We start from the raw sequence: 19,130 nt of genomic DNA, 5'->3' as shown, positions 1-19,130 counted from the left end.
ATGTCTCTGGAAGATATAATTCAAAAAGTAATTTTATACAATCCCGATGCTGACCTGCAGCTTCTCAAGCGGGCCTTTGCTTTTGCGAACGAGGCACATGCCGGGCAAAAGCGCAATTCCGGGGAGCCGTATATCACTCACCCGGTAGCTATTACCACCATTTTGACCGACCTGGAAATGGATATGGATACATTGGTAGCCGGCCTGCTGCATGATACGGTGGAAGATACCGGCACCACCCTGGAGGATATAGAGAAGTACTTTGGCCGGGAAGTAGCCCAGCTGGTGGACGGGGTAACCAAGTTAAGCCGCCTGGAATATCGCTCCAAGGAAGAGCGTCAGGTGGAAAACCTGCGTAAAATGTTTCTGGCCATGGCGCGGGATATCCGGGTGGTGCTGATAAAACTGGCCGACCGGCTGCATAACATGCGTACGCTGCAATACCACCTGGAACACAAGCAGCGGGAAATAGCGCTGGAGACGTTGGAGATATTTGCACCTTTGGCTCACCGCCTGGGTATTTACAGGTTGAAGTGGGAGCTGGAAGACCTGGCCCTGCGCTTCAGCAACCCGGAAAAATATTATGAGCTGGCTGATCTGGTCGCCCGCACCCGTGAAAAACGGGAGGAGTATATACGTTCCATTATATCCGTTCTGCACAAAAAAATGATGGAAGTAAAAATAAACGCGGAAATACAGGGTCGGCCCAAAAACCTTTACAGTATCTATATGAAAATGCAAAAGCAGCAGCTGGAGTTTAACCAGATTTACGATGTGATGGCGGTCAGGGTGCTGGTGGATTCGGTGCGGGATTGTTATGCCGTTTTGGGTACCGTGCATACCTTATGGGTGCCTATCCCCGGCCGGTTTAAGGATTATATAGCCATGCCCAAATCCAACATGTACCAGTCACTTCATACCACTGTGGTTAGTCCCCAGGGCGACCCCCTGGAAATACAAATCAGAACCTGGGAGATGCACCGTACTTCGGAGTATGGCATTGCCGCCCACTGGCGTTACAAGGAAGGCGGGGGCAAGGACGGTGATTTTGACCGCAAACTTAGCTGGTTGCGGCAGATTCTGGACTGGCAAAAGGATCTCAAAGATGCCCGTGAATTCATGGAAAGCTTGAAAATAGATCTTTTTGCCGATGTGGTGTTTGTATTTACCCCCAAAGGCGATGTGATGGAATTTCCCGCCGGCTCTACGCCGCTGGACTTTGCCTACCGAGTGCATACCCAGGTGGGACACAATTGCGTGGGGGCCAAGGTGAACAACAAAATAGTTCCCCTGGATTATACCCTGAAGAATGGTGACCGGGTGGAGGTGCTGACTTCCAAGCAAAGCCACGGTCCCAGCCGTGATTGGTTGAAAATAGTCAAAACATCCCAGGCTAAAACAAAGATCAGGCAATGGTTTAAAAAGGAACAGCGGGAAGACAATATAAATAGAGGCCGGGAACTGCTGGAGAGGGAAATTAAAAAACACGGCCTCGAGCCCGATGCCATAAAAAGCGATAAGCTTACTGAATATGGCCAAAAAATGAATTTAATCAGTTTGGACGATGTCTACGCTGCTGTGGGCGATGGTACTGTCTCTGCTTCCAGCCTCGTAAATAAGCTGCGGGAGGAAGTGGTTCGAGAAGGCAAACAGGCCCTGGTCAGCGAGGGAATCAGGGTGCTGCTGCAGCAATCGGAATCCCGCCCCCTGCCCTCCTGGGGCAAGCCCACCCAGGGCATCCGGGTGCGGGGTGTGGATAACCTTTTGATCAGGCTGGCCCACTGCTGCAATCCGGTGCCCGGTGATGATATTGTGGGCTATATTACCCGCGGCAGGGGGGTTTCCATTCACAGGGAAGATTGTTCCAATGTCGAGTCACTGCTTAATGAACCCGACCGCCTGGTGGAAGTGGCCTGGGACAAAGATTTTCACTCCCCCTTCCAGGTGCGCTTGGAAATCGTGGGCGCGGACCGGGCCGGGCTGCTCAGCGATATTATGTCGGTGCTGATGGAGTTGAAAATGAGCGCCAACTGGGTAACCGCCCGGGGGCGTAAGGACAATACCGGGGTGGTGGAGATGATACTGGAGATGAGAAACATGGACCAGCTGGATTACATCATCAACCGGTTCAGCCGCGTCCAGGACGTATACAGCGTCAATCGCCGGGGTCAGGCTTAAACTTTTATAAACAATCCACAAATACAAAAATCCAAAAATAGCAATATCGAGCAGCAGTACGTGGATAATCAGGCTCAAACTTTTATAAAAAACTAAATTGTTGGTATAAACGGATAATTGCCTTAATTAAATTTTATAATCGGAGGGATATCTTTGATTTTTTACCGACTGGAAGTGGGTTCACTAGCTACCAATTGTTACATCATCGGTTGTCCTGAAACCGGGATAGGAGCAGTGGTGGATCCCGGAGACGAGGGCGAAATTATCCTCAACAAGCTGGACAGTCTGCAATTAAAGTGTAAATACATAATTCTCACCCATGGCCATATTGATCATATTGGCGCACTGGATGAAGTACATGCGGCCACCGGTGCCAAGGTGCTCATGCACGCCGGTGATATGCAAAGGCTGACCAACCCGTCGCGATATTCATTTTTGCCCGTCCGTTCCCTAAAATTTCCGGGGGTTGACCGGCTGCTGGAGGATGGTGATAAAATACAGGTGGGCAATATTACCTTGGAGGTACTGCACACGCCCGGCCACACCCCGGGTGGTATATGCCTCAAGGCGGGAGATATATTAATTACCGGGGACACTCTTTTTGCTTGTTCAGTGGGGCGTTCCGATCTGCCCGGGGGCAACCACCAGGTATTGATTAATTCCATAAAAACCAAACTGTTGGGTTTTGCCGATGAGACTGAGATTTATCCCGGACATGGCCCTGCTTCCACCATTGGCGCTGAGAAAAGATATAACCCGTTTCTTTAATGGATAAGTAAAGACGGTAATGTTATATAAATAAATACAGCTGGTTGTTTCAGGTTCCCCAAATTTTTAATGTTCGGCTGTGCATTGGTTGCGGTGATATTATCTCCATTGACTTAATTGATTTAAAATCCTTATTGCAAAAAAATTTTAACAGGAGGTTGCTATTTTGATCTTTGAAGGATTCGGGGTTGGCCCCATTGAAGCCAATTGTTACATAATCGGCTGCGATAAAACCGGAGTAGGAGCAGTGGTGGATCCCGGTGCCGAGGGCGATCGCATTTTAAAGCGGCTGAAAGCACTGGGGATTAAATGCAAATATATTATTCTCACCCACGGTCATGTGGACCACATATCGGCGCTGAAAGAGGTGCGCGAAGCTACCGGTGCTGAAGTACTCATTCACGCGCAGGATGCCGGCATGCTCACCAGCCCTGGACAAAACCTATCCATGTATATGGGTTCGCTGCTAAAGTTTAAGGCAGCTGAACGTTTGTTGGAGGAAGGGGACAAAATACAAGTGGGCGAGGTGACCATCGAAGTTATTCATACCCCCGGCCATACCCCGGGCGGCATTTCTTTGAAAGTGGGAAATATTTTAATTACGGGGGATACCCTGTTCCAGGGCTCTGTGGGGCGTTCCGACTTCCCCGGAGGCGATCACAACGTATTGATCAATTCCATTAAAACTAAATTGCTGGTCTTCCCCGATGATACCAGAGTTTACCCTGGTCACGGCCCTGCCTCCACCATTGGTGCTGAGAAAAGACACAATCCCTTTCTCTAAATTCAGGCGCAAATCAGGTGTAAACCCGGCTTTCTTAATAAACAGCAGAGATACCCGGAATCTATCTGCCGGTATTGCCATTCCGTCAGAAAGCCCGGGTTTTTCTTTCCGGCATCCATGATCATTTAGTCACACTCACTCACGAAAATGGATTTTTTTTAATCACAGTGTTCCTTAACTACCAAGGATCGGCAATCATTTCCTCAGCAAACCCCATGCCGCGGGGCAGTGCGATTACGCTGAAAATAGCAGTAACCAGCGAAGCTTTTTTCTCATTAAATAAAATCTATGTTGGGTGGAAAATTCACAATTGCAGGAATATTGCCCCTTATTATAGTACTTAATACATGAGAGGTGAGAGAAATGAGTGAAATAAAGGTAATAGGCGCCCTGCCCGGCGACCATAATTTGCGGAACTATAAAGAAACTTACAGTACATTCAGTTTTACGGAACTGGCCCGGGATTTTTACGGGGACGCTGCCGGGGTCAATATTGCGCACCGGGTGCTGGATGATAATATTGCCCGCGGGCTGGGGGACCGGGTGGCGCTTTATTTCGACGCTGATGACCGGCAGGAGAGTTATACCTTTAATCAATTGAACGAAATTGTTAACCGGTTTGCCAATACCCTGGACAAACGAGGCCTGCAGCGGGGCGACCGTCTGGCTTTGTTTCTACCCCGCAGCCCGGAGCTGTATATCAGCTTTTTGGGGGCGGCCAAGAAAGGGATTATAGTAGTGCCTCTTTTCGAGGCATTCATGGAGGACGCCGTGCGGGAGCGGCTGCAGAGCAGCGGTGCCCGGGCTCTGGTGACCATTACTGATTTATTGCCCCGGGTGCCGCGGCAAAATTTACCCAGGTTAAACACAGTATTTATCACCGGTGGCATGGCGTCAGACATCGACAACGTTTTGGACTGGCACAGTGAAGTGGCCGCTGCCTCATCCGTGGCACATTGCTGCTGGTTAACCAGGGAGGATCCCCTGTTTATACTATATGCCGCCGGTGCAGACGGGCGCCCCAAGGGGCTTGTACATGTGCACGATATCATGCTGGGCTTGTGGAACACTGCTGCCTGGGTGCATGATTTAAAGGAAGGGGACGTTTACTGGTGTACTGCCGACCCGGGCTGGATTACTGGTATTGCCTATGGATTTTTGGCGCCCTGGCTGCACGGTGTGCCGGTGCTGGTTAAGGGGGGGCGCTTTGATGCGGCCAGTTGGTGCCGGGTACTGGAAAAATATAAAGTGAGCGTGTGGTACAGTGCGCCCACCGCCTGGCGCATGATTATCGCCGCAGGGCCGCAAGTTTATGGACAGTACGACCTGGGCAGCGTGCGGCACTTGCTCAGCGTGGGTGAGCCGCTTACTGCCGATGTCATGCAGTGGTGCATGGACACCTTTGGCATTCCGGTTTATGATACCTGGTGGATGAGCGAGACAGGGATGAACATGATATGCAACCTGCGCTGCCTGGATATCAAGCTGGGTTCCATTGGCCGGCCCGTGCCCGGCATCAAGGCTGCCGTGGTGGACGATGCCGGCAACGAGCTGCCGCCTTACCGTGTGGGCAACCTGGCCGTGCAGCGGGGCTGGCCCGCCATGGCCCGGGATGTGTGGGGGGAACGGGAGAAATACGAGGCCTACTTTAAGCTGGACCCCTGGTTTATCTCCGGGGATGCTGCGTACATGGATGAGGATGGCTATTTTTACTTCCAGGGCCGGGTTGATGGGGTGATCAATACAGCAGGCGAGCGGGTCGGCCCGTGGGAAGTGGAGGAGAAGCTACGGGAGCACCCGGCTGTTCAGGATGCCGGCGTAGCAGGTAAACCGGACAAAATAAGGGGTGAAATTATCAAGGCCTATATTGTGCTGCAACCAGGCTACCAGTGGTCGGAACAATTGGGCGAAGAGCTGCGCAATTATGTGAAGAACGGCCTGGCGGCCCACGCTGCTCCCAGGGAGTTTGCGGTTAAGGAAACCATCCCTAAAACACCGGATGGCCAGGTAGATCGTAAAGCGTTAAGGGGTTGGGTACTGGAGCTGGGTGGTTAATTATCTCAGCTCAAAAATTATTGACGTGACTTGCATTCATGGCATTCGCACAGGGTGTCATGTTTTTTTGTATACCCGGCACCTTCCATGGCGTCCACAATCTGCTTGCGGATGCCGTCCAGATATTGCCTGCGTAGCTTTTGCTGCTCATCTTTTTCTTCATCGGTCAATCCTTCATAACGCTGTTTGCGGGCCAAATAATTAATTCTTTCTACTAGTTCCATGGTTATCACCTCTGTTTGATTATATCATTTTAGCCTTGTAATCGCCAGCAGGCCGGTTGGGTGGAAAATACCACGCCAATAACCAATATTGCATAAACTTCTATATATTTAGCCGCCTTTTGATATTATAAGCTTGCCTAAGCCTATTATTAAAACCTGTGGAATAGCTTTGTGCAATAATGGCGCAGGTTGACAAAACTCGAGATTTTACATAAAATTGGATTCAGGTATGCATAGCAGACTACTGCTTTGCCCTCCCGTTTCCGGTTACCGGTTGCGGGAGTTTTCTGTTGTTAAATATGAAGGAGGAAATATCAGTATGTTGACTACACGGCCGCGGGGGACCGCTGATATTCTCCCGGGTCAGGTTGAAAATTGGCACTACATAGAGAATGTGGCGGCCCGGGTGTGTCGGGAGTACGGTTACCGGGAAATCCGCACCCCTATTTTTGAGCATACGGAATTATTTGTGCGCGGGGTGGGGGAAAACACCGATATAGTGGAAAAAGAAATGTATACCTTCCAGGACCGGGGCGAGCGGAGCATTACCCTGCGCCCTGAGGGAACAGCATCCGTGGTGCGGGCCTACCTGGAAAATAAGCTGTACGCCGGGCCCCAGCCAGTAAAAGCCTATTACATAGGGCCCATGTTCAGATACGACCGTCCCCAGGCCGGGCGCTACCGGCAGTTTCACCAGTTCGGGATAGAGGTGTTTGGGGCACAGCAGCCCGCGGTGGATGCCGAAGTAATGGCTCTGGCCATGGATTTTTATGGCCGGTTGGGGCTAAATGATTTGGAGCTGCACATAAACAGTTTGGGCTGCCCCGAGTGCCGTAATGTAGTACGGGAAAAGCTGCAGCAGTTTTTCCAGCCCGTGCTGGGTGAATTGTGTGCCAACTGTCAAAACAGATATGCAAGAAATCCATTACGGATACTGGATTGTAAATCAAATCGCTGCACCGAGCTGGCCCGGGAGGCACCCACCACAACGGACTGCCTGTGCCTGGAATGCCGGGCTCATTTTGACCAAGTGCAGCAGTATATGCAGGATCTAGGTATACCCTATGTGCTGGATAAGAGGCTGGTGCGCGGCTTAGACTATTATACCCACACCGCCTTTGAAATAATGGCTCCCGATATTGGTGCACAAAGTTCCGTTGGTGGGGGCGGGCGCTATAACGGTTTAATTGAAGCGTGCGGTGGGCCGCCCACCCCGGGTATCGGTTTTGCACTGGGGCTGGAAAGGATTTTGCTGGCTCTGGAAAGCCGCGGAAAACTGCCGGACATACAGGCCGGCCCGGTGGTATTTTTAGTAGCCGTAGGGGACCGGGCGGTTCGGGAAAGTTTCTCTTTGCTGGCCCGGTTGCGGGCCGCCGGTATAGCTGCTGATATGGACTACCAGGGACGCAGTCTCAAAGCCCAGATGAAATACGCTGGTAAGCTGGGTGTGCGCTATACTGTTATTATCGGCGAGGATGAACTGCAAAAGGGCAGCGTTGTGCTGCGGGATATGACCGCGGGCAGCCAGCGAGATATCCCTGCTGACCAGATTATCAGTGCACTAAAATAACCAGTTTCGCTTATTTTGCCGGGGATGGTAATTATGTTGGCCCGGTAATACCGTGGTTTACCTAATGGGCATGTTTGTTGTCTGGATTTAGACCATGATTACAGCAAAAGGTGTTCCTTGGTTACAGAGATTGCTTATTAGAAACTTATTAAACTTTAAACGAGATATGATTTATTACTGCCGGTGGCATAAAAGTGGCTAATAACAGCAAAAAAACAGACACCGGTATTATGGCAGGGAGGTTTTTGCATTAATGTCAGAATCTTTACAGGGGATGAAACGCAGCCATTATTGCGGGGAATTAGCCGCCGGCGACAACGGCAGGGCGGTTACTCTAATGGGTTGGGTTAATACCCGCCGTGACCATGGCGGCCTAATTTTTGTTGATTTGCGCGACCGCACCGGGCTGGTGCAGGTAGTCTTCAGCCCCGATATCAACAGCACGTCCTTTGAAAAGGCCGAGGGTGTACGCAGTGAATATGTGCTGGCGATAACCGGGCGGGTATCCATAAGGCCCGAGGGGACGGTGAACCTAAATTTGGCCACCGGGGAAATTGAAGTGCTGGTGGATGAAATGCGCGTATTAAACCGGGCTAAAACACCGCCCTTTTATATTGAAGACGGGGTGGAGGTAGACGAAAACCTGCGCCTGCGCTATCGCTACCTGGACCTGCGCCGGCCGGAAATGCAGCAGGCATTGCTGATGCGTCACCGGGCCGCCAAGGCGGTGCGTGACTTCCTTGACGAACATGGCTTTTGGGAAATTGAAACACCCATGTTGACTCGCAGCACCCCCGAGGGGGCCAGAGACTTTTTGGTGCCCAGCCGCTTGAACCCGGGTCGTTTTTATGCCCTGCCCCAGTCACCCCAGTTGTTTAAACAAATTTTAATGGTATCGGGCATGGACAGATATTTTCAAATTGTACGCTGCTTTAGGGATGAGGATTTGCGGGCCGACCGGCAGCCCGAGTTCACCCAGATAGACCTGGAAATGTCCTTTGTTGATGTTGAAGATGTACTTTCACTGATGGAAGAAATGATCGCCAGGCTGTGCCGGGAAATGGTAGGACTTGATGTAGCTACGCCCTTTACACGCCTGACCTACCAGGAGGCCATGGACCGCTTTGGCTCGGACAAGCCCGACACCAGGTTTGGCATGGAATTAGTGGACATCACGGATATTGCCGCGGGCTGTGGATTCAAGGTGTTCACCTCAGCGGTGGAAGGCAGCGGGCAGGTGCGCGGCATTAACGCCGCCGGTTGCGGCGGGTACAGCCGCAAGGATATCGACGACCTTACCAAGTTTGCAGCAATTTACCAGGCTCGCGGTTTGGCTTATTTCATTGTCACCGCCGATGGGGTAAAGTCTCCGATCGCCAAATTCTTCAATGAGCGAGAAATTGCCACTATTTTAGACCGGTTTAACGCCCAAGAAGGTGACCTGTTGTTGTTTGTAGCTGACCAACCAAATGTGGTGGCAGCTTCTCTGGGGGCGCTCCGTCTCCACCTGGCCGAGCGGCTTGATATCATTCCCCGGGATAAGTTTAACTTTTTATGGGTCACCGATTTCCCCCTGCTGGAGTATGACGACGAAGAGAAGCGCTGGGTGGCCATGCACCACCCGTTTACCTCACCTCGGGAGGAAGACTTACCTTTATTGCAGAGCGATCCGGGCCGGGTGCGGGCGCGGGCTTACGATATGGTTTTAAACGGTATTGAAATAGGGGGAGGCAGCATTAGGATTCACCGCCGGGATGTGCAGGAAATAATGTTTGATGCCATCGGCCTTACCAAGGAAGAGGCCCAAGAAAAGTTCTTCTATATGCTGGAGGCCTTCGAGTATGGTACTCCGCCCCACGGGGGCATTGCCTTCGGGTTTGACCGTCTGATCATGCTGCTGACCGGTAAAAAGACTATCCGTGATGTGATACCATTCCCCAAGACCCAAAGTGCCACTGATTTAATGACCATGGCTCCTGGAGCGGTGGATGAACGTCAACTTAGAGAACTGCATATAAAAAGTGCGGTAAAAAAGGCAGCCGATAAGAAATAACCTGATTATGCATAAAAAAGTTAATTTTGACTAATAAATAATCCCAGCGTTAAATAAGTCGTTACACTTGCTATAAAGCCACACTTTATGTTAACATTGAGTTAACATAATTTAAGAAATACACCCTGTGGTGTGCGAGATCAGCCTGAAGTTTTGAGCCAACACCAATGTAAAGGGAGCCCGGCCTCTGGATGTGGATTGTAAGACTCTACATAGAGGAAACGTGAATCATGCAGGAGGGCACCCACCTGTGAGAACAGGTTCAGTAAAACTTTGGGGATTGTCGGCACTATGGGGTTATGCGGTTTTATAAAATGGTTTCCAGCGGGCAGTTGCTATCAGCAATTGACTTCTGGAAACTTTTCATTATTTACTGGCCGGGGATATATTTGTAATTAGTCCCGGGGCATGGTTAGCCTTAGCTCCTTGGGTATTTTTTTGGTATTACCTGTCTCCATCACGATGCAGAGTGCAGATGCTTAGTTAGCATTAAAGTTAGCAGTAAAGAGGTGTTAAAGTGTCGCATAGATTTGCCAGGACGGAGCTGCTGATTGGCAGCACGGGTCTTGAAAAATTGGCTGCCTGTAAAGTGGCGGTATTCGGCCTTGGCGGCGTGGGTTCCTTTACAGCGGAGGCACTGGCCCGTTCCGGGGTGGGGTCCCTTTTTCTGGTGGACCATGATACAGTGGATATTACCAATATTAATCGCCAGCTGCACGCGCTGTCCGATACCGTGGGCCTACCCAAAACGCAAGTGATGAAAGAGCGCCTGCTTCAAGTAAATCCTGCCTTACAGATACAAACCCGGCAGCAAAAATTTACTCCTGAGCTCACCGCCGATATGCTGGATAACCGGGATCTTGACTTTGTAGTAGACACTATAGACGACGTGGACAACAAGGCGGCTTTAATTGCCGGCTGTGTTAAGCGAAATATGCCGGTGATTTCCGCCATGGGGGCAGGTAATAAATTAGACCCCACTTCATTTAAAATTGACAGCATATGGAAAACATCAGTTTGCCCGCTGGCCAGGGTAATGCGTAAAAAATTACGGGCCATCGGGATTACTGCTGATGTGCCAGTGGTTTATTCCACGGCCCGCCCTATTAGCCCGCTTGCGGATACCAACGCGCATACTGTATCAACCCGGTATACCCCGGCCACGGGTTCTTCCGTGCCGGCAGCTCACGGATTTTGCATATCCGGCCCTCCAGGCAGTATTGCTTATGTACCTTCGGTGGCGGGGTTGATTATGGCTGCTTTTGTTACCGACAAATTGCTGGGTTTGGATGTTTTTCCCGTTGTTTGAATTGACATTTTTTCACCGGACAGATATTATATCCTGACTTTGACAGCATAAGAGGGTAAAAATAGGCCGCAACCCATATAAATAAAGGGGTTGCGGCATTCATATATTTTCAGAAATATGTAGGGGATACTTCATTTTTTACTGTTAGCTAAAATATTTTTTATATCACTAAGTCTAAGTCTTTTTTTCGTAAAATCAATGCCGAGAGCGTTACCGATGGCATCGGAGATCTCGCTTCGGTAATCGAACATGTAGAGGTTATCCTGCTCATTGGAGCAGGCGATTCTGTTTAGGCACTCAACAATCCTTTCCGCCGAGAAACGCCGTTCCGTTTTCTTCTGAATAAGCCGTAAGATAATGAGAGCAATGAAACAGGTGAGGAAGTGCGCACCGATGCGGTCTTCCCGAGAGACGTATACCGGGCGCGCCTCAAGCGTACCCTTCGTGACCCTGAAGGTTTCCTCAATCTCCCACAGCCCACGGTATGTATCAATAATCTCCCCATCGGACATATGCAGTTCACTGGTGACGATTGCATAATAACCATCGTACATTTCCTCTTGCGCAAGTTTATCAGAATCAAAGTATGGACGTTGCTTACCTTCAAGGACTTCACCCGTCTCCTTATCGAATTCCAGATGTTTGACGTACTTGGCCGCGCCGTAGGTTATGGCTTTGTTATACTTCTTTGGATCCGCCACAAGATCCAATGCCTTTTTCACAACCTCTTCCCGCTCCGCCCTTGCTTTGTCCGCGTACTTCTTTGCCCAGAACACAACTTGCTTTTCATACACAGTCTTCTTTGCCGTCTTGCCGCTTTTCATGGTTACATTAATGTCCCGCGCAATTCTCCTGCTCTTTATTTTGAATTCGGCATCCTCGCCGGCCGGCTTGCCGTCAGTTCCGACATAACCCTCGTTATCAAGCACATAATTTTTAAAAGCGTCCGTGCCGCCGCGGACAGAAAAACTAAACACATATCCATTACTGTTCTTTCCGCCGGTCAGGTAATAAATGTTGTCGCCTGTGATGATCCCCATGTCGGCGACCACCACGATCCTGCCTGTGCCATAATTCTTCCTGACTTCGCCGATGACGGAGCGGAATGTTTCTTTATCCAGCTTGTTTCCGGGAAAAAGTTCATAATGCAGCGGAATTCCGTCTGCGTCCATCGCAAGTCCCATTTGGACGACCGGGTCGTGGCGATGCTCTTTCGACCTGCCGTATTTACGTAACTCATCCGCCTCGTCGACCTCAAAGTAGAAATTCGTGACATCATAGTAGATCGTCTTTGTGTTGCTCCCGTATTTCTCTGCGATCTGCCCGTGCAGATACCGTTGGAATTCCTTGGCGATCTTTGCAAAATGCGAAAGGGCACGGTACACATCCGCAAGCGAAAAATTAAAGCGCTCAAAATAACGGCGCCGTTCTTCGAACGCCTTCTTCTTGGAACCGGGCGATAGTAGTCTGGAGACGACAAGCAACATCATGATGGAGTTAGTGTTAAACTTGAAACTTTCATTACGTGCTCGGTTATTGAAGAAGCGATGCAGTCCGAGTTCATGGTAGATCTTTAAGATTGCGACATAACCAAAATTTTTCCTGTCATCAGCCCCTTGGACGAGCTGTTCATCCATGTTGATGGTCAGTGTCAGCTTTTTCTTTTTGTTTTCTTCCTCCGTCATCTTGCGGGCGACTTCTTTGAAATGAGCGATGGGATCGTCATATTCCTTTTCCAGCTCATCCAAGTAACCCAGGGACTTTATGGTTCGATCAGTTGAAATATTGGTTACGGGGTTTCTGTATTTTTGGGCGATAACAAGATAGGTTCTGCCTGATTCTTTTCGATACGTTTTTTTGAGATACATAACAAGAAACCTCCCATATCTGCATAGCCAGACCATGTCTCTATTATAACATATTGTGCCAAATTATGCCACATAAAAATGAATAAAATTTAAAATAAAAAAAACCCTTGCGGCCTTATGTCGCAAGGGTGTTCGGGTTTTCTCTAGTTAACTAGGCTGTTAAACTAACGGGTTGATTATGGCTGCTTTTGTTACCGACAAATTGCTGGGTTTGGATGTTTTTCCCGTTGTTTGAATTGACATTTTTTCACCGGACAGATATTATATTTTATATGGACATGTTAGCATATATAAAGTAAAGATTTACATATAATACTGATATGCTTGGTGGTCGAAAATTAAAGATACAGATAATAAAGTTAAAGGAGAGATGCCAGTGGCCAGTGAAAAAATTAGCATTCTAGGGGAGGCTAATTTCAGGGACTTTGTTAATAATGCTGAAACACCTGTGCTGGTGGATTTTTGGGCCGAGTGGTGCGGGCCTTGTAAAATGATCGCCCCTGTAGTTGAGGAAATAGCGGCTGAATATGAGGGCAAGGTCCAGATAGCCAAGTTAAATGTTGATGAAAGCAAGTCCATTCCCTCCAGCTATAGCGTGGTAAGTATACCCACTTTAATAGTATTTAAGGGTGGTAACGAAGTGGAAAGAATTGTAGGATTTAGGACCAAAAAGGAATTACAGGCCATACTTGACAAGCATATATAATTAAATAACCGAGCGAGCCAGGGACGGGATGTTCCTGGCTTTTTTAATGGGGGTGTAATTGTGGAAGATATGTTCCAACAAGCCGCGCGCCGTCAAATGAGCCGCACGGCACCTCTGGCCGTGCGCATGCGGCCCCGTACGCTGGAAGAATTTGAGGAACAGGGCAGTTTAGTGGGTGCCGGGCGGCCGTTAAGGCAGCTGATTAAAAATGACGGTTTACAATCACTGATATTTTTCGGCCCGCCGGGCACCGGAAAGACCACTTTGGCACATATCATTGCTGGTATGACCAGTGCGCATTTTGAAAAAATAAACGCTGTTATGGCCGGGGTGGCGGACATTCGCAAAGTAGTGGACCAGGCCCGGGACCGCCTGGCTTTGTATGGCCGGCGCACCGTGCTTTTTATTGATGAAATCCACCGCTTCAACAAGGCACAGCAGGATGCACTTCTGCCTTTTGTGGAGGATGGCATAGTTATTCTCATCGGTTCCACTACCGAAAATCCCATGTTTGCGGTTAATCGCCCGCTGCTTTCCCGCTCTTTGCTTTACCGGCTGGAGCCGCTGTCCCCTAAGGCGCTGGCTAGCATTGTGCGCCGGGCACTGGCGGATGAGGAGCGGGGTCTGGGCGGCTACCGGGTGGACCTGCCCGGTGATGTAATGCAAATGATCGTCGGGTTTGCCAACGGTGACGCCAGGGCAGCGTTAAATGTACTGGAGATGGCCGTGCTGACCACCCCGCCCGGCGAAGATGGGCAGCGGCGGATAACGAGTGAAGTGGTACAGGGTGTTTGCCAGAACCGGGTGATCCAGTTTAACAGGGCCGATGAACACTATGATGTTACGTCTGCGTTTATTAAAAGCATGCGGGGATCAGATCCCCAGGCCACTTTGTACTGGCTGGCCCGGCTGTTATATGCCGGTGATGACCCTGCCTTTATCGCCCGCCGCATCATGATCCACGCTGCAGAGGATATTGGCTTGGCCGATCCCCAGGCCCTGGTGGTGGCCGCCGCAGCGGCCCAGGCTGTGGAGCGGGTCGGTATGCCCGAGGCCCGGATTATACTGGCCGAGGCTGCCTTATATATTGCCATGGCACCCAAAAGTAACGCTGCTTATTTGGGTATTGAAGCCGCGCTGCAGGCGGTGCGCCATGAAAAGGCCGGCCCGGTACCCCTGCACCTGCGGGACACCAGTTATAGCGGAGCTAAAAAATTAGGGCACGGGCGGGAATATCTTTACCCGCACGATTACGATAACCATTGGGTAAAGCAGCAGTATCTGCCGGATAATATGCGGAATGCACAATTTTACCGGCCGTCGGAGCAGGAACGGGAAAAGGCATTATGGCAGCGGTTGCAAGACATCAAAAATGGTGCCGGGTGTTGAAAGGTTGAAAGTTTAGGAAAGTTTAAGTCTGACCCCGTTATTGACAAATTCCGATCGGAATGCTAAGATATCTTTAAAATAATTCCGAGTTAAATGGTGCGAATTAATGGGGGGTGGGAAATTGCGCCTGTCCACACGAGGGCATTACGGGCTGAAGGCCATGTTTGACCTGGCAGAGCATTATGGATCCGAACCCATCCCGCTGAAAACGGTGGCCGAGCGTCAAAATATATCGGACAATTACCTGGAACAATTAATTGCTATTTTGCGCAAGGCCGGCCTGGTTAAGAGTGTGCGCGGGGCCCAGGGCGGTTATATACTGGCCAGGGATCCGGGCAGCATAACAGTGGGTGATATAATAAGGGCCATGGAGGGACCCATTGCGCCGGTTGATTGTGTCAGTGAAGTTGAGCCGGCGGAATGCGACCAGGCTGAATTCTGTATTACCAGAGTGGTCTGGACCAAGGTGCGGGACAGACTGGCCGAGGTAATGGATTCCATCAGCCTGGCTGACATGTTGCGCGATGCCGAGAACTTAAGTAATAAAAATGCCCAAGAACTAATGTAATAAAGCCAAAAGGAGGAAATATAGCGGTGCGCAGAGTATACTTCGACCATAGTGCTACAACGCCGGTTCGCCCGGAAGTTGTAGAGGTAATGCTGGATTATCTAAAGGATAATTTTGGTAACCCCACCAGTTTGCATTACTTCGGGCGCCAGGTGCGCAAGGCGCTGGAGGAAGCCAGGGAGAAGGTGGCAGGTGCCATCGGTGCAAGGCCCGAGGAAATCGTTTTTACCAGCGGTGGTACCGAGTCTGATAATATGGCTATCCATGGCGTAGCCATGATCAGCAAAAACCGCGGCAACCATATCATTACCTCTGCCGTGGAGCACCACGCTGTAATCAACACATTTAAGGCACTGGGTAAACAGGGTTTCACTGTTACCATTTTGCCGGTGGATAAATACGGCATGGTCAGCGTGGAAGACCTGGCTAACGCCATTACAGATAAAACAATATTAATCTCCATTATGCATGCCAACAACGAAGTGGGCACTATTCAACCCATTAAAGAACTGGCCGCGCTGGCCCGGGAAAAGGGTATTCCTTTCCATACCGATGCTGTGCAAAGCATGGGTAAAATCCCGGTCAACGTGGATGAGCTGGGCGTGGATTTACTTTCCATTAGCGGGCATAAAATATACGGTCCCAAAGGTGTGGGTGCGTTGTATATTCGCAAAGGCACCCGTTGGAGACAGTCTCTGTTCCATGGCGGCGCCCAGGAAAGGCTGCGCAGGGCCGGTACCGAGAATGTGTCCGGTATCATTGCTCTGGGTAAAGCCTGTGAACTGGCTGTGCAGGATTTGGAAAAGGAATCGGTTTACTTGGCCGGTTTGAGGGACAAGTTGATTAAGGAGGTTATGGACAAGATTCCTAATGTGCGGTTGACTGGTCATCCCACCCGGCGTCTGCCTAACCATGCCAGTTTTTGCTTTGAGTTTATCGAGGGTGAGTCCATGCTGCTCAGCCTGGATATGAAGGGTATTGCGGCATCCAGCGGGTCGGCCTGTACTTCGGGTTCCCTGGAGCCATCCCACGTGCTATTGGCCATGGGTATTCCCCATGAAATGGCCCACGGTTCCATTCGGATAACTTTGGGTAGGGATAACACGGCAGAGGATATCGATTACTTTATGGAAATAATGCCGCCCATAGTGGAGCGCCTGCGGGCCATGTCGCCGCTGGATCAGGAAAACGAATTTGCCATGGAGAGCAGTTGCGCGGCCTGCAAAGTCAGCAGTTCCTGCCACAGATAAAGGTAGTGCTGATGTATGTTACTTAATCATGTCATCAATGTTGGCGATAAAATAACACTTAACCGGGTATAAAGGTTTTACCGCCGGTGAAAAATATTTGGGGAGGATGCGGGGTATGTACACCGATAAGGTTATGGATCATTTTGAGAATCCGCGCAATGTGGGCGAAATTTCCGATGCCAACGGAGTAGGGCAGGTTGGTAACCCCACCTGCGGGGATATTATGAAAATATACCTCAAAATTGACAATGAAGTGATAACCGATATTAAATTTAAAACATTTGGCTGCGGGGCCGCCATTGCCACCAGCAGCATGGTTACGGAAATGGCTAAAGGCAAAACTATTGAGGAAGCGCTGCAGCTGAGCAATAAAGCTGTGGCTGAGGCCCTGGGCGGTCTTCCCCCAAAGAAATTGCACTGTTCCAATCTGGCAGCGGACGCTCTGCATGCCGCTATTGAAGATTACCGGAGCAAGCAAAAATAAATTGCAGGTGATACCTTGGGTAACGAAAAGAAAATGGTACTAGTGGCCATGAGCGGCGGCGTGGACAGCTCTGTCACCGCCGCTATTTTAATTGAACAGGGTTATGAGGTTATTGGTGCCACCATGCAGATATGGGACCCCGGTCGCACCGAAGTGGCCGGGGATTTTGTGGGCTGCTGCTCGCTGGCCGCGGTGGAAGACGCCCGGGCTGTGGCCAATAAACTGGATATACCTTATTACGTGCTTAACTTTTATGATTTATTCCGGCAATCGGTGGTGGAAAACTTTTGCCGGGAGTACCTGATTGGTAGAACACCCAATCCGTGTATAGTATGCAACCGTATAATCAAGTTTGAGTCGCTGCTGAAAAAAGCCCTGGCTCTGGGTGCCGATTACCTGGCTACGGGGCATTATGCTCTGATCGGACACGAGGAGAGTACCGGCCGCTATACTGTAAAAAAAGCCCGGGATCCCCGCAAGGATCAAACCTATTTTCTTTATAACCTGACTCAGCAGCAGCTGGCCCACACACTGATGCCGCTGGGCGCATACACCAAAGACGAGGTGCGCAGCATGGCCGCCGAGCGAGGCCTGAAAGTGGCCGATAAGCCCGAAAGCCAGGAGATTTGCTTTGTGCCCGACAACAACTACCGCAACTTTTTGCGTGAAAATGTGGACGCCGGCGCCATAAAGCCCGGTCCTTTTCTTGATCTGGCAGGCCGGGAGGTGGGCAGGCATGAGGGCATTGCCTATTATACCATCGGCCAGCGCCGGGGTCTGGGTCTGGCCATGGGCGAGCGGGTATACGTGGTGGATATCGACCCCTCCCGCAACGCCGTGATAGTGGGCCCGGAGGAGGCACTTGATAGAGCAACCCTGGTGGCTGATGACTTGAATTTCGTATCCATAGCCGGCATAACGGGCCCCGAGCAAGTGCAGGCCCAAATCCGCTACAACGGCAAACCCGCCCCCGCTACTATCACTCCCTTGCCGGGCGGCCGGGTGCAAGTGGACTTTGCCACCCCCCAGCGGGCCATCACACCGGGCCAGGCCGTGGTATTCTACCGCGATGACTACCTGCTGGGCGGAGGTACCATTTTGGGGTCAGGCTTAAACTTTCCTAAACTAACTGCAATATCTGAATAATCAGATGTATACTGTGCTTATTAAACCCTCATTTCGCGTTGCATCACGATTGCTATAAAGACAGCGTATAAAGATAGCGGGTAATCAGTGCGGAACTTAGCAATTACTACGGTAAAAGTTAACTATTGGGTAGCTGCGCGAAGGCAGCACATTATCCATTTCCTTCTATGACCGTTCAACTTTCGACTTTCAACCTTTCAACTTTCAACCTTTCAACACCCGGCACCAGTTAGGCGCCGGGTTTTTGCTTTGAAAATCATCAATCACCGGGCATTTTATTTAAAAGAAATGGGCATAATTAAATTACGGAGATTTTATAGGAGGCGATAGTTTGCACTGCCCGGTATGCGGCGGTAAAGCCACCGGCAAGGTGGGTGTGGACCAGTATTATTGCTGGGATTGCTGTGTGGAATACCGCATGAATAAAGAAGGGGTCAGTATCTACGAGGTAGCGGAGGACGGTAGCCTGGTGGCCTTTGATCCCCAAAACGAAATGCTCCTGTAACGGTCTATAATTATGGGGGGTGAAAATTTATGCAGCGTGGTTTTTGGCGTGGTTTGATCACCGGTAGTGTTTTAGGCGCTGTTATGTCAATGATCAAATCACCGCAGCGCAAGCCAGCCAGTAAGTTTAATGCCAGTATGTTTGACCTGAGTAAAATCCGGCGGAGATATCCTCGCCGGACTACCGACCGTATGATAAAGGAAGTATCCCGCACCGTAAGTGGTTTGATCAAAAGGAAATGAGCGAGCAATAAAAGTGGGGAAAATCAATCCT

General features: G+C 50.2%; 17 protein-coding genes and 1 other RNA gene. 16 read left to right on the top strand and 2 right to left on the bottom strand.

What is annotated here, in order from left to right:
- From DESGI_RS12895 to DESGI_RS12880, 4 genes are all read left to right on the top strand, one after another.
- The gene (locus tag DESGI_RS12895) at positions 1–2,178 is read left to right on the top strand and encodes a RelA/SpoT family protein (RefSeq protein WP_006521833.1); all 2,178 of its coding nucleotides are present in this window, start codon (positions 1–3) and stop codon (positions 2,176–2,178) included.
- Between the two features lie 153 nt (positions 2,179–2,331).
- Positions 2,332–2,946, top strand: coding sequence for an MBL fold metallo-hydrolase (locus DESGI_RS12890; protein ID WP_006521832.1), 615 nt, complete (start codon positions 2,332–2,334; stop codon positions 2,944–2,946).
- A gap of 166 nt (positions 2,947–3,112) precedes the next feature.
- Positions 3,113–3,730 carry an MBL fold metallo-hydrolase gene (locus DESGI_RS12885; RefSeq protein WP_006521831.1) on the top strand — a complete coding sequence of 206 codons (618 nt, stop codon included), beginning with the start codon at positions 3,113–3,115 and terminating at the stop codon, positions 3,728–3,730.
- A 363-nt stretch (positions 3,731–4,093) separates the two neighbouring features.
- Positions 4,094–5,785, top strand: coding sequence for an AMP-binding protein (locus DESGI_RS12880; RefSeq protein ID WP_006521830.1), 1,692 nt, complete (start codon positions 4,094–4,096; stop codon positions 5,783–5,785).
- 17 nt (positions 5,786–5,802) lie between these two features.
- Here the strand turns inward: DESGI_RS12880 and DESGI_RS12875 are convergent, their stop codons facing one another.
- Complete coding sequence (locus tag DESGI_RS12875) at positions 5,803–6,009, bottom strand: DUF896 domain-containing protein (RefSeq protein ID WP_006521829.1); 207 nt, start codon at positions 6,007–6,009, stop codon at positions 5,803–5,805.
- A 319-nt stretch (positions 6,010–6,328) separates the two neighbouring features.
- Between DESGI_RS12875 and hisS the strand changes: the two genes are divergently transcribed.
- From hisS to DESGI_RS12860, 4 genes are all read left to right on the top strand, one after another.
- Positions 6,329–7,579, top strand: a complete 1,251-nt coding sequence (gene hisS, locus DESGI_RS12870) for a histidine--tRNA ligase (protein WP_006521828.1) — start codon at positions 6,329–6,331, stop codon at positions 7,577–7,579.
- 253 nt (positions 7,580–7,832) lie between these two features.
- Positions 7,833–9,632 (top strand): aspartate--tRNA ligase, encoded by a 1,800-nt coding sequence (gene aspS, locus DESGI_RS12865; RefSeq protein ID WP_006521827.1) that lies wholly within the window; start codon positions 7,833–7,835, stop codon positions 9,630–9,632.
- Between the two features lie 119 nt (positions 9,633–9,751).
- Positions 9,752–9,934: non-coding RNA, 6S RNA (gene ssrS, locus DESGI_RS23855), on the top strand.
- Between the two features lie 215 nt (positions 9,935–10,149).
- Positions 10,150–10,941 (top strand): tRNA threonylcarbamoyladenosine dehydratase, encoded by a 792-nt coding sequence (locus DESGI_RS12860; protein WP_006521826.1) that lies wholly within the window; start codon positions 10,150–10,152, stop codon positions 10,939–10,941.
- Positions 10,942–11,072: 131 nt separating this feature from the next.
- On the opposite strand, the gene DESGI_RS12855 is transcribed toward DESGI_RS12860, so the two are convergent.
- Positions 11,073–12,809, bottom strand: coding sequence for an IS1634 family transposase (locus DESGI_RS12855; RefSeq protein ID WP_015617975.1), 1,737 nt, complete (start codon positions 12,807–12,809; stop codon positions 11,073–11,075).
- Between the two features lie 376 nt (positions 12,810–13,185).
- On the opposite strand from DESGI_RS12855, the gene trxA reads away from it, so the two are divergent.
- From trxA to DESGI_RS12820, 8 genes are all read left to right on the top strand, one after another.
- Entirely contained in the window at positions 13,186–13,515 is a 330-nt protein-coding gene (gene trxA / locus DESGI_RS12850; RefSeq protein WP_006521822.1) for a thioredoxin, read from the top strand.
- A gap of 69 nt (positions 13,516–13,584) precedes the next feature.
- Positions 13,585–14,904: a replication-associated recombination protein A gene (locus tag DESGI_RS12845; RefSeq protein WP_041285452.1), complete on the top strand. Its 1,320-nt coding sequence runs from the start codon at positions 13,585–13,587 to the stop codon at positions 14,902–14,904.
- Between the two features lie 121 nt (positions 14,905–15,025).
- A complete protein-coding gene (locus DESGI_RS12840) occupies positions 15,026–15,472 on the top strand; it encodes an RrF2 family transcriptional regulator (protein WP_006521820.1) in 447 nt (148 codons plus the stop codon).
- 26 nt (positions 15,473–15,498) lie between these two features.
- Complete coding sequence (gene nifS, locus DESGI_RS12835) at positions 15,499–16,722, top strand: cysteine desulfurase NifS (RefSeq protein WP_006521819.1); 1,224 nt, start codon at positions 15,499–15,501, stop codon at positions 16,720–16,722.
- A 115-nt stretch (positions 16,723–16,837) separates the two neighbouring features.
- Positions 16,838–17,206: a Fe-S cluster assembly scaffold protein NifU gene (nifU, locus tag DESGI_RS12830; RefSeq protein ID WP_006521818.1), complete on the top strand. Its 369-nt coding sequence runs from the start codon at positions 16,838–16,840 to the stop codon at positions 17,204–17,206.
- 33 nt (positions 17,207–17,239) lie between these two features.
- Positions 17,240–18,352 (top strand): tRNA 2-thiouridine(34) synthase MnmA, encoded by a 1,113-nt coding sequence (mnmA, locus tag DESGI_RS12825; protein ID WP_041285451.1) that lies wholly within the window; start codon positions 17,240–17,242, stop codon positions 18,350–18,352.
- A gap of 331 nt (positions 18,353–18,683) precedes the next feature.
- Positions 18,684–18,857 carry a YrzR-like zinc ribbon domain gene (locus DESGI_RS25190; protein WP_006521816.1) on the top strand — a complete coding sequence of 58 codons (174 nt, stop codon included), beginning with the start codon at positions 18,684–18,686 and terminating at the stop codon, positions 18,855–18,857.
- A gap of 29 nt (positions 18,858–18,886) precedes the next feature.
- Positions 18,887–19,099 carry a hypothetical protein gene (locus tag DESGI_RS12820; protein ID WP_006521815.1) on the top strand — a complete coding sequence of 71 codons (213 nt, stop codon included), beginning with the start codon at positions 18,887–18,889 and terminating at the stop codon, positions 19,097–19,099.
- Positions 19,100–19,130: the final 31 nt, after the last annotated feature.

The sequence above is a fragment of the Desulfoscipio gibsoniae DSM 7213 genome (assembly GCF_000233715.2).
Classification (GTDB): Bacteria; Bacillota; Desulfotomaculia; order Desulfotomaculales; family Desulfallaceae; genus Sporotomaculum; species Sporotomaculum gibsoniae.
This window is presented reverse-complemented; position numbering and strand designations above follow the sequence as displayed.

Bases quoted from the DNA above. Each gene is read 5' to 3' on its own strand.
- DESGI_RS12895 (WP_006521833.1), top strand. From the start codon at position 1: ATGTCTCTGGAAGATATAATTCAAAAAGTAATTTTATACAATCCCGAT.
- DESGI_RS12880 (WP_006521830.1), top strand. From the start codon at position 4,094: ATGAGTGAAATAAAGGTAATAGGCGCCCTGCCCGGCGACCATAATTTG.
- DESGI_RS12875 (WP_006521829.1), bottom strand. From the start codon at position 6,009: ATGGAACTAGTAGAAAGAATTAATTATTTGGCCCGCAAACAGCGTTAT.
- hisS (WP_006521828.1), top strand. From the start codon at position 6,329: ATGTTGACTACACGGCCGCGGGGGACCGCTGATATTCTCCCGGGTCAG.
- aspS (WP_006521827.1), top strand. From the start codon at position 7,833: ATGTCAGAATCTTTACAGGGGATGAAACGCAGCCATTATTGCGGGGAA.
- DESGI_RS12855 (WP_015617975.1), bottom strand. From the start codon at position 12,809: ATGTATCTCAAAAAAACGTATCGAAAAGAATCAGGCAGAACCTATCTT.
- DESGI_RS12845 (WP_041285452.1), top strand. From the start codon at position 13,585: ATGTTCCAACAAGCCGCGCGCCGTCAAATGAGCCGCACGGCACCTCTG.
- nifU (WP_006521818.1), top strand. From the start codon at position 16,838: ATGTACACCGATAAGGTTATGGATCATTTTGAGAATCCGCGCAATGTG.
- mnmA (WP_041285451.1), top strand. From the start codon at position 17,240: ATGGTACTAGTGGCCATGAGCGGCGGCGTGGACAGCTCTGTCACCGCC.
- DESGI_RS12820 (WP_006521815.1), top strand. From the start codon at position 18,887: ATGCAGCGTGGTTTTTGGCGTGGTTTGATCACCGGTAGTGTTTTAGGC.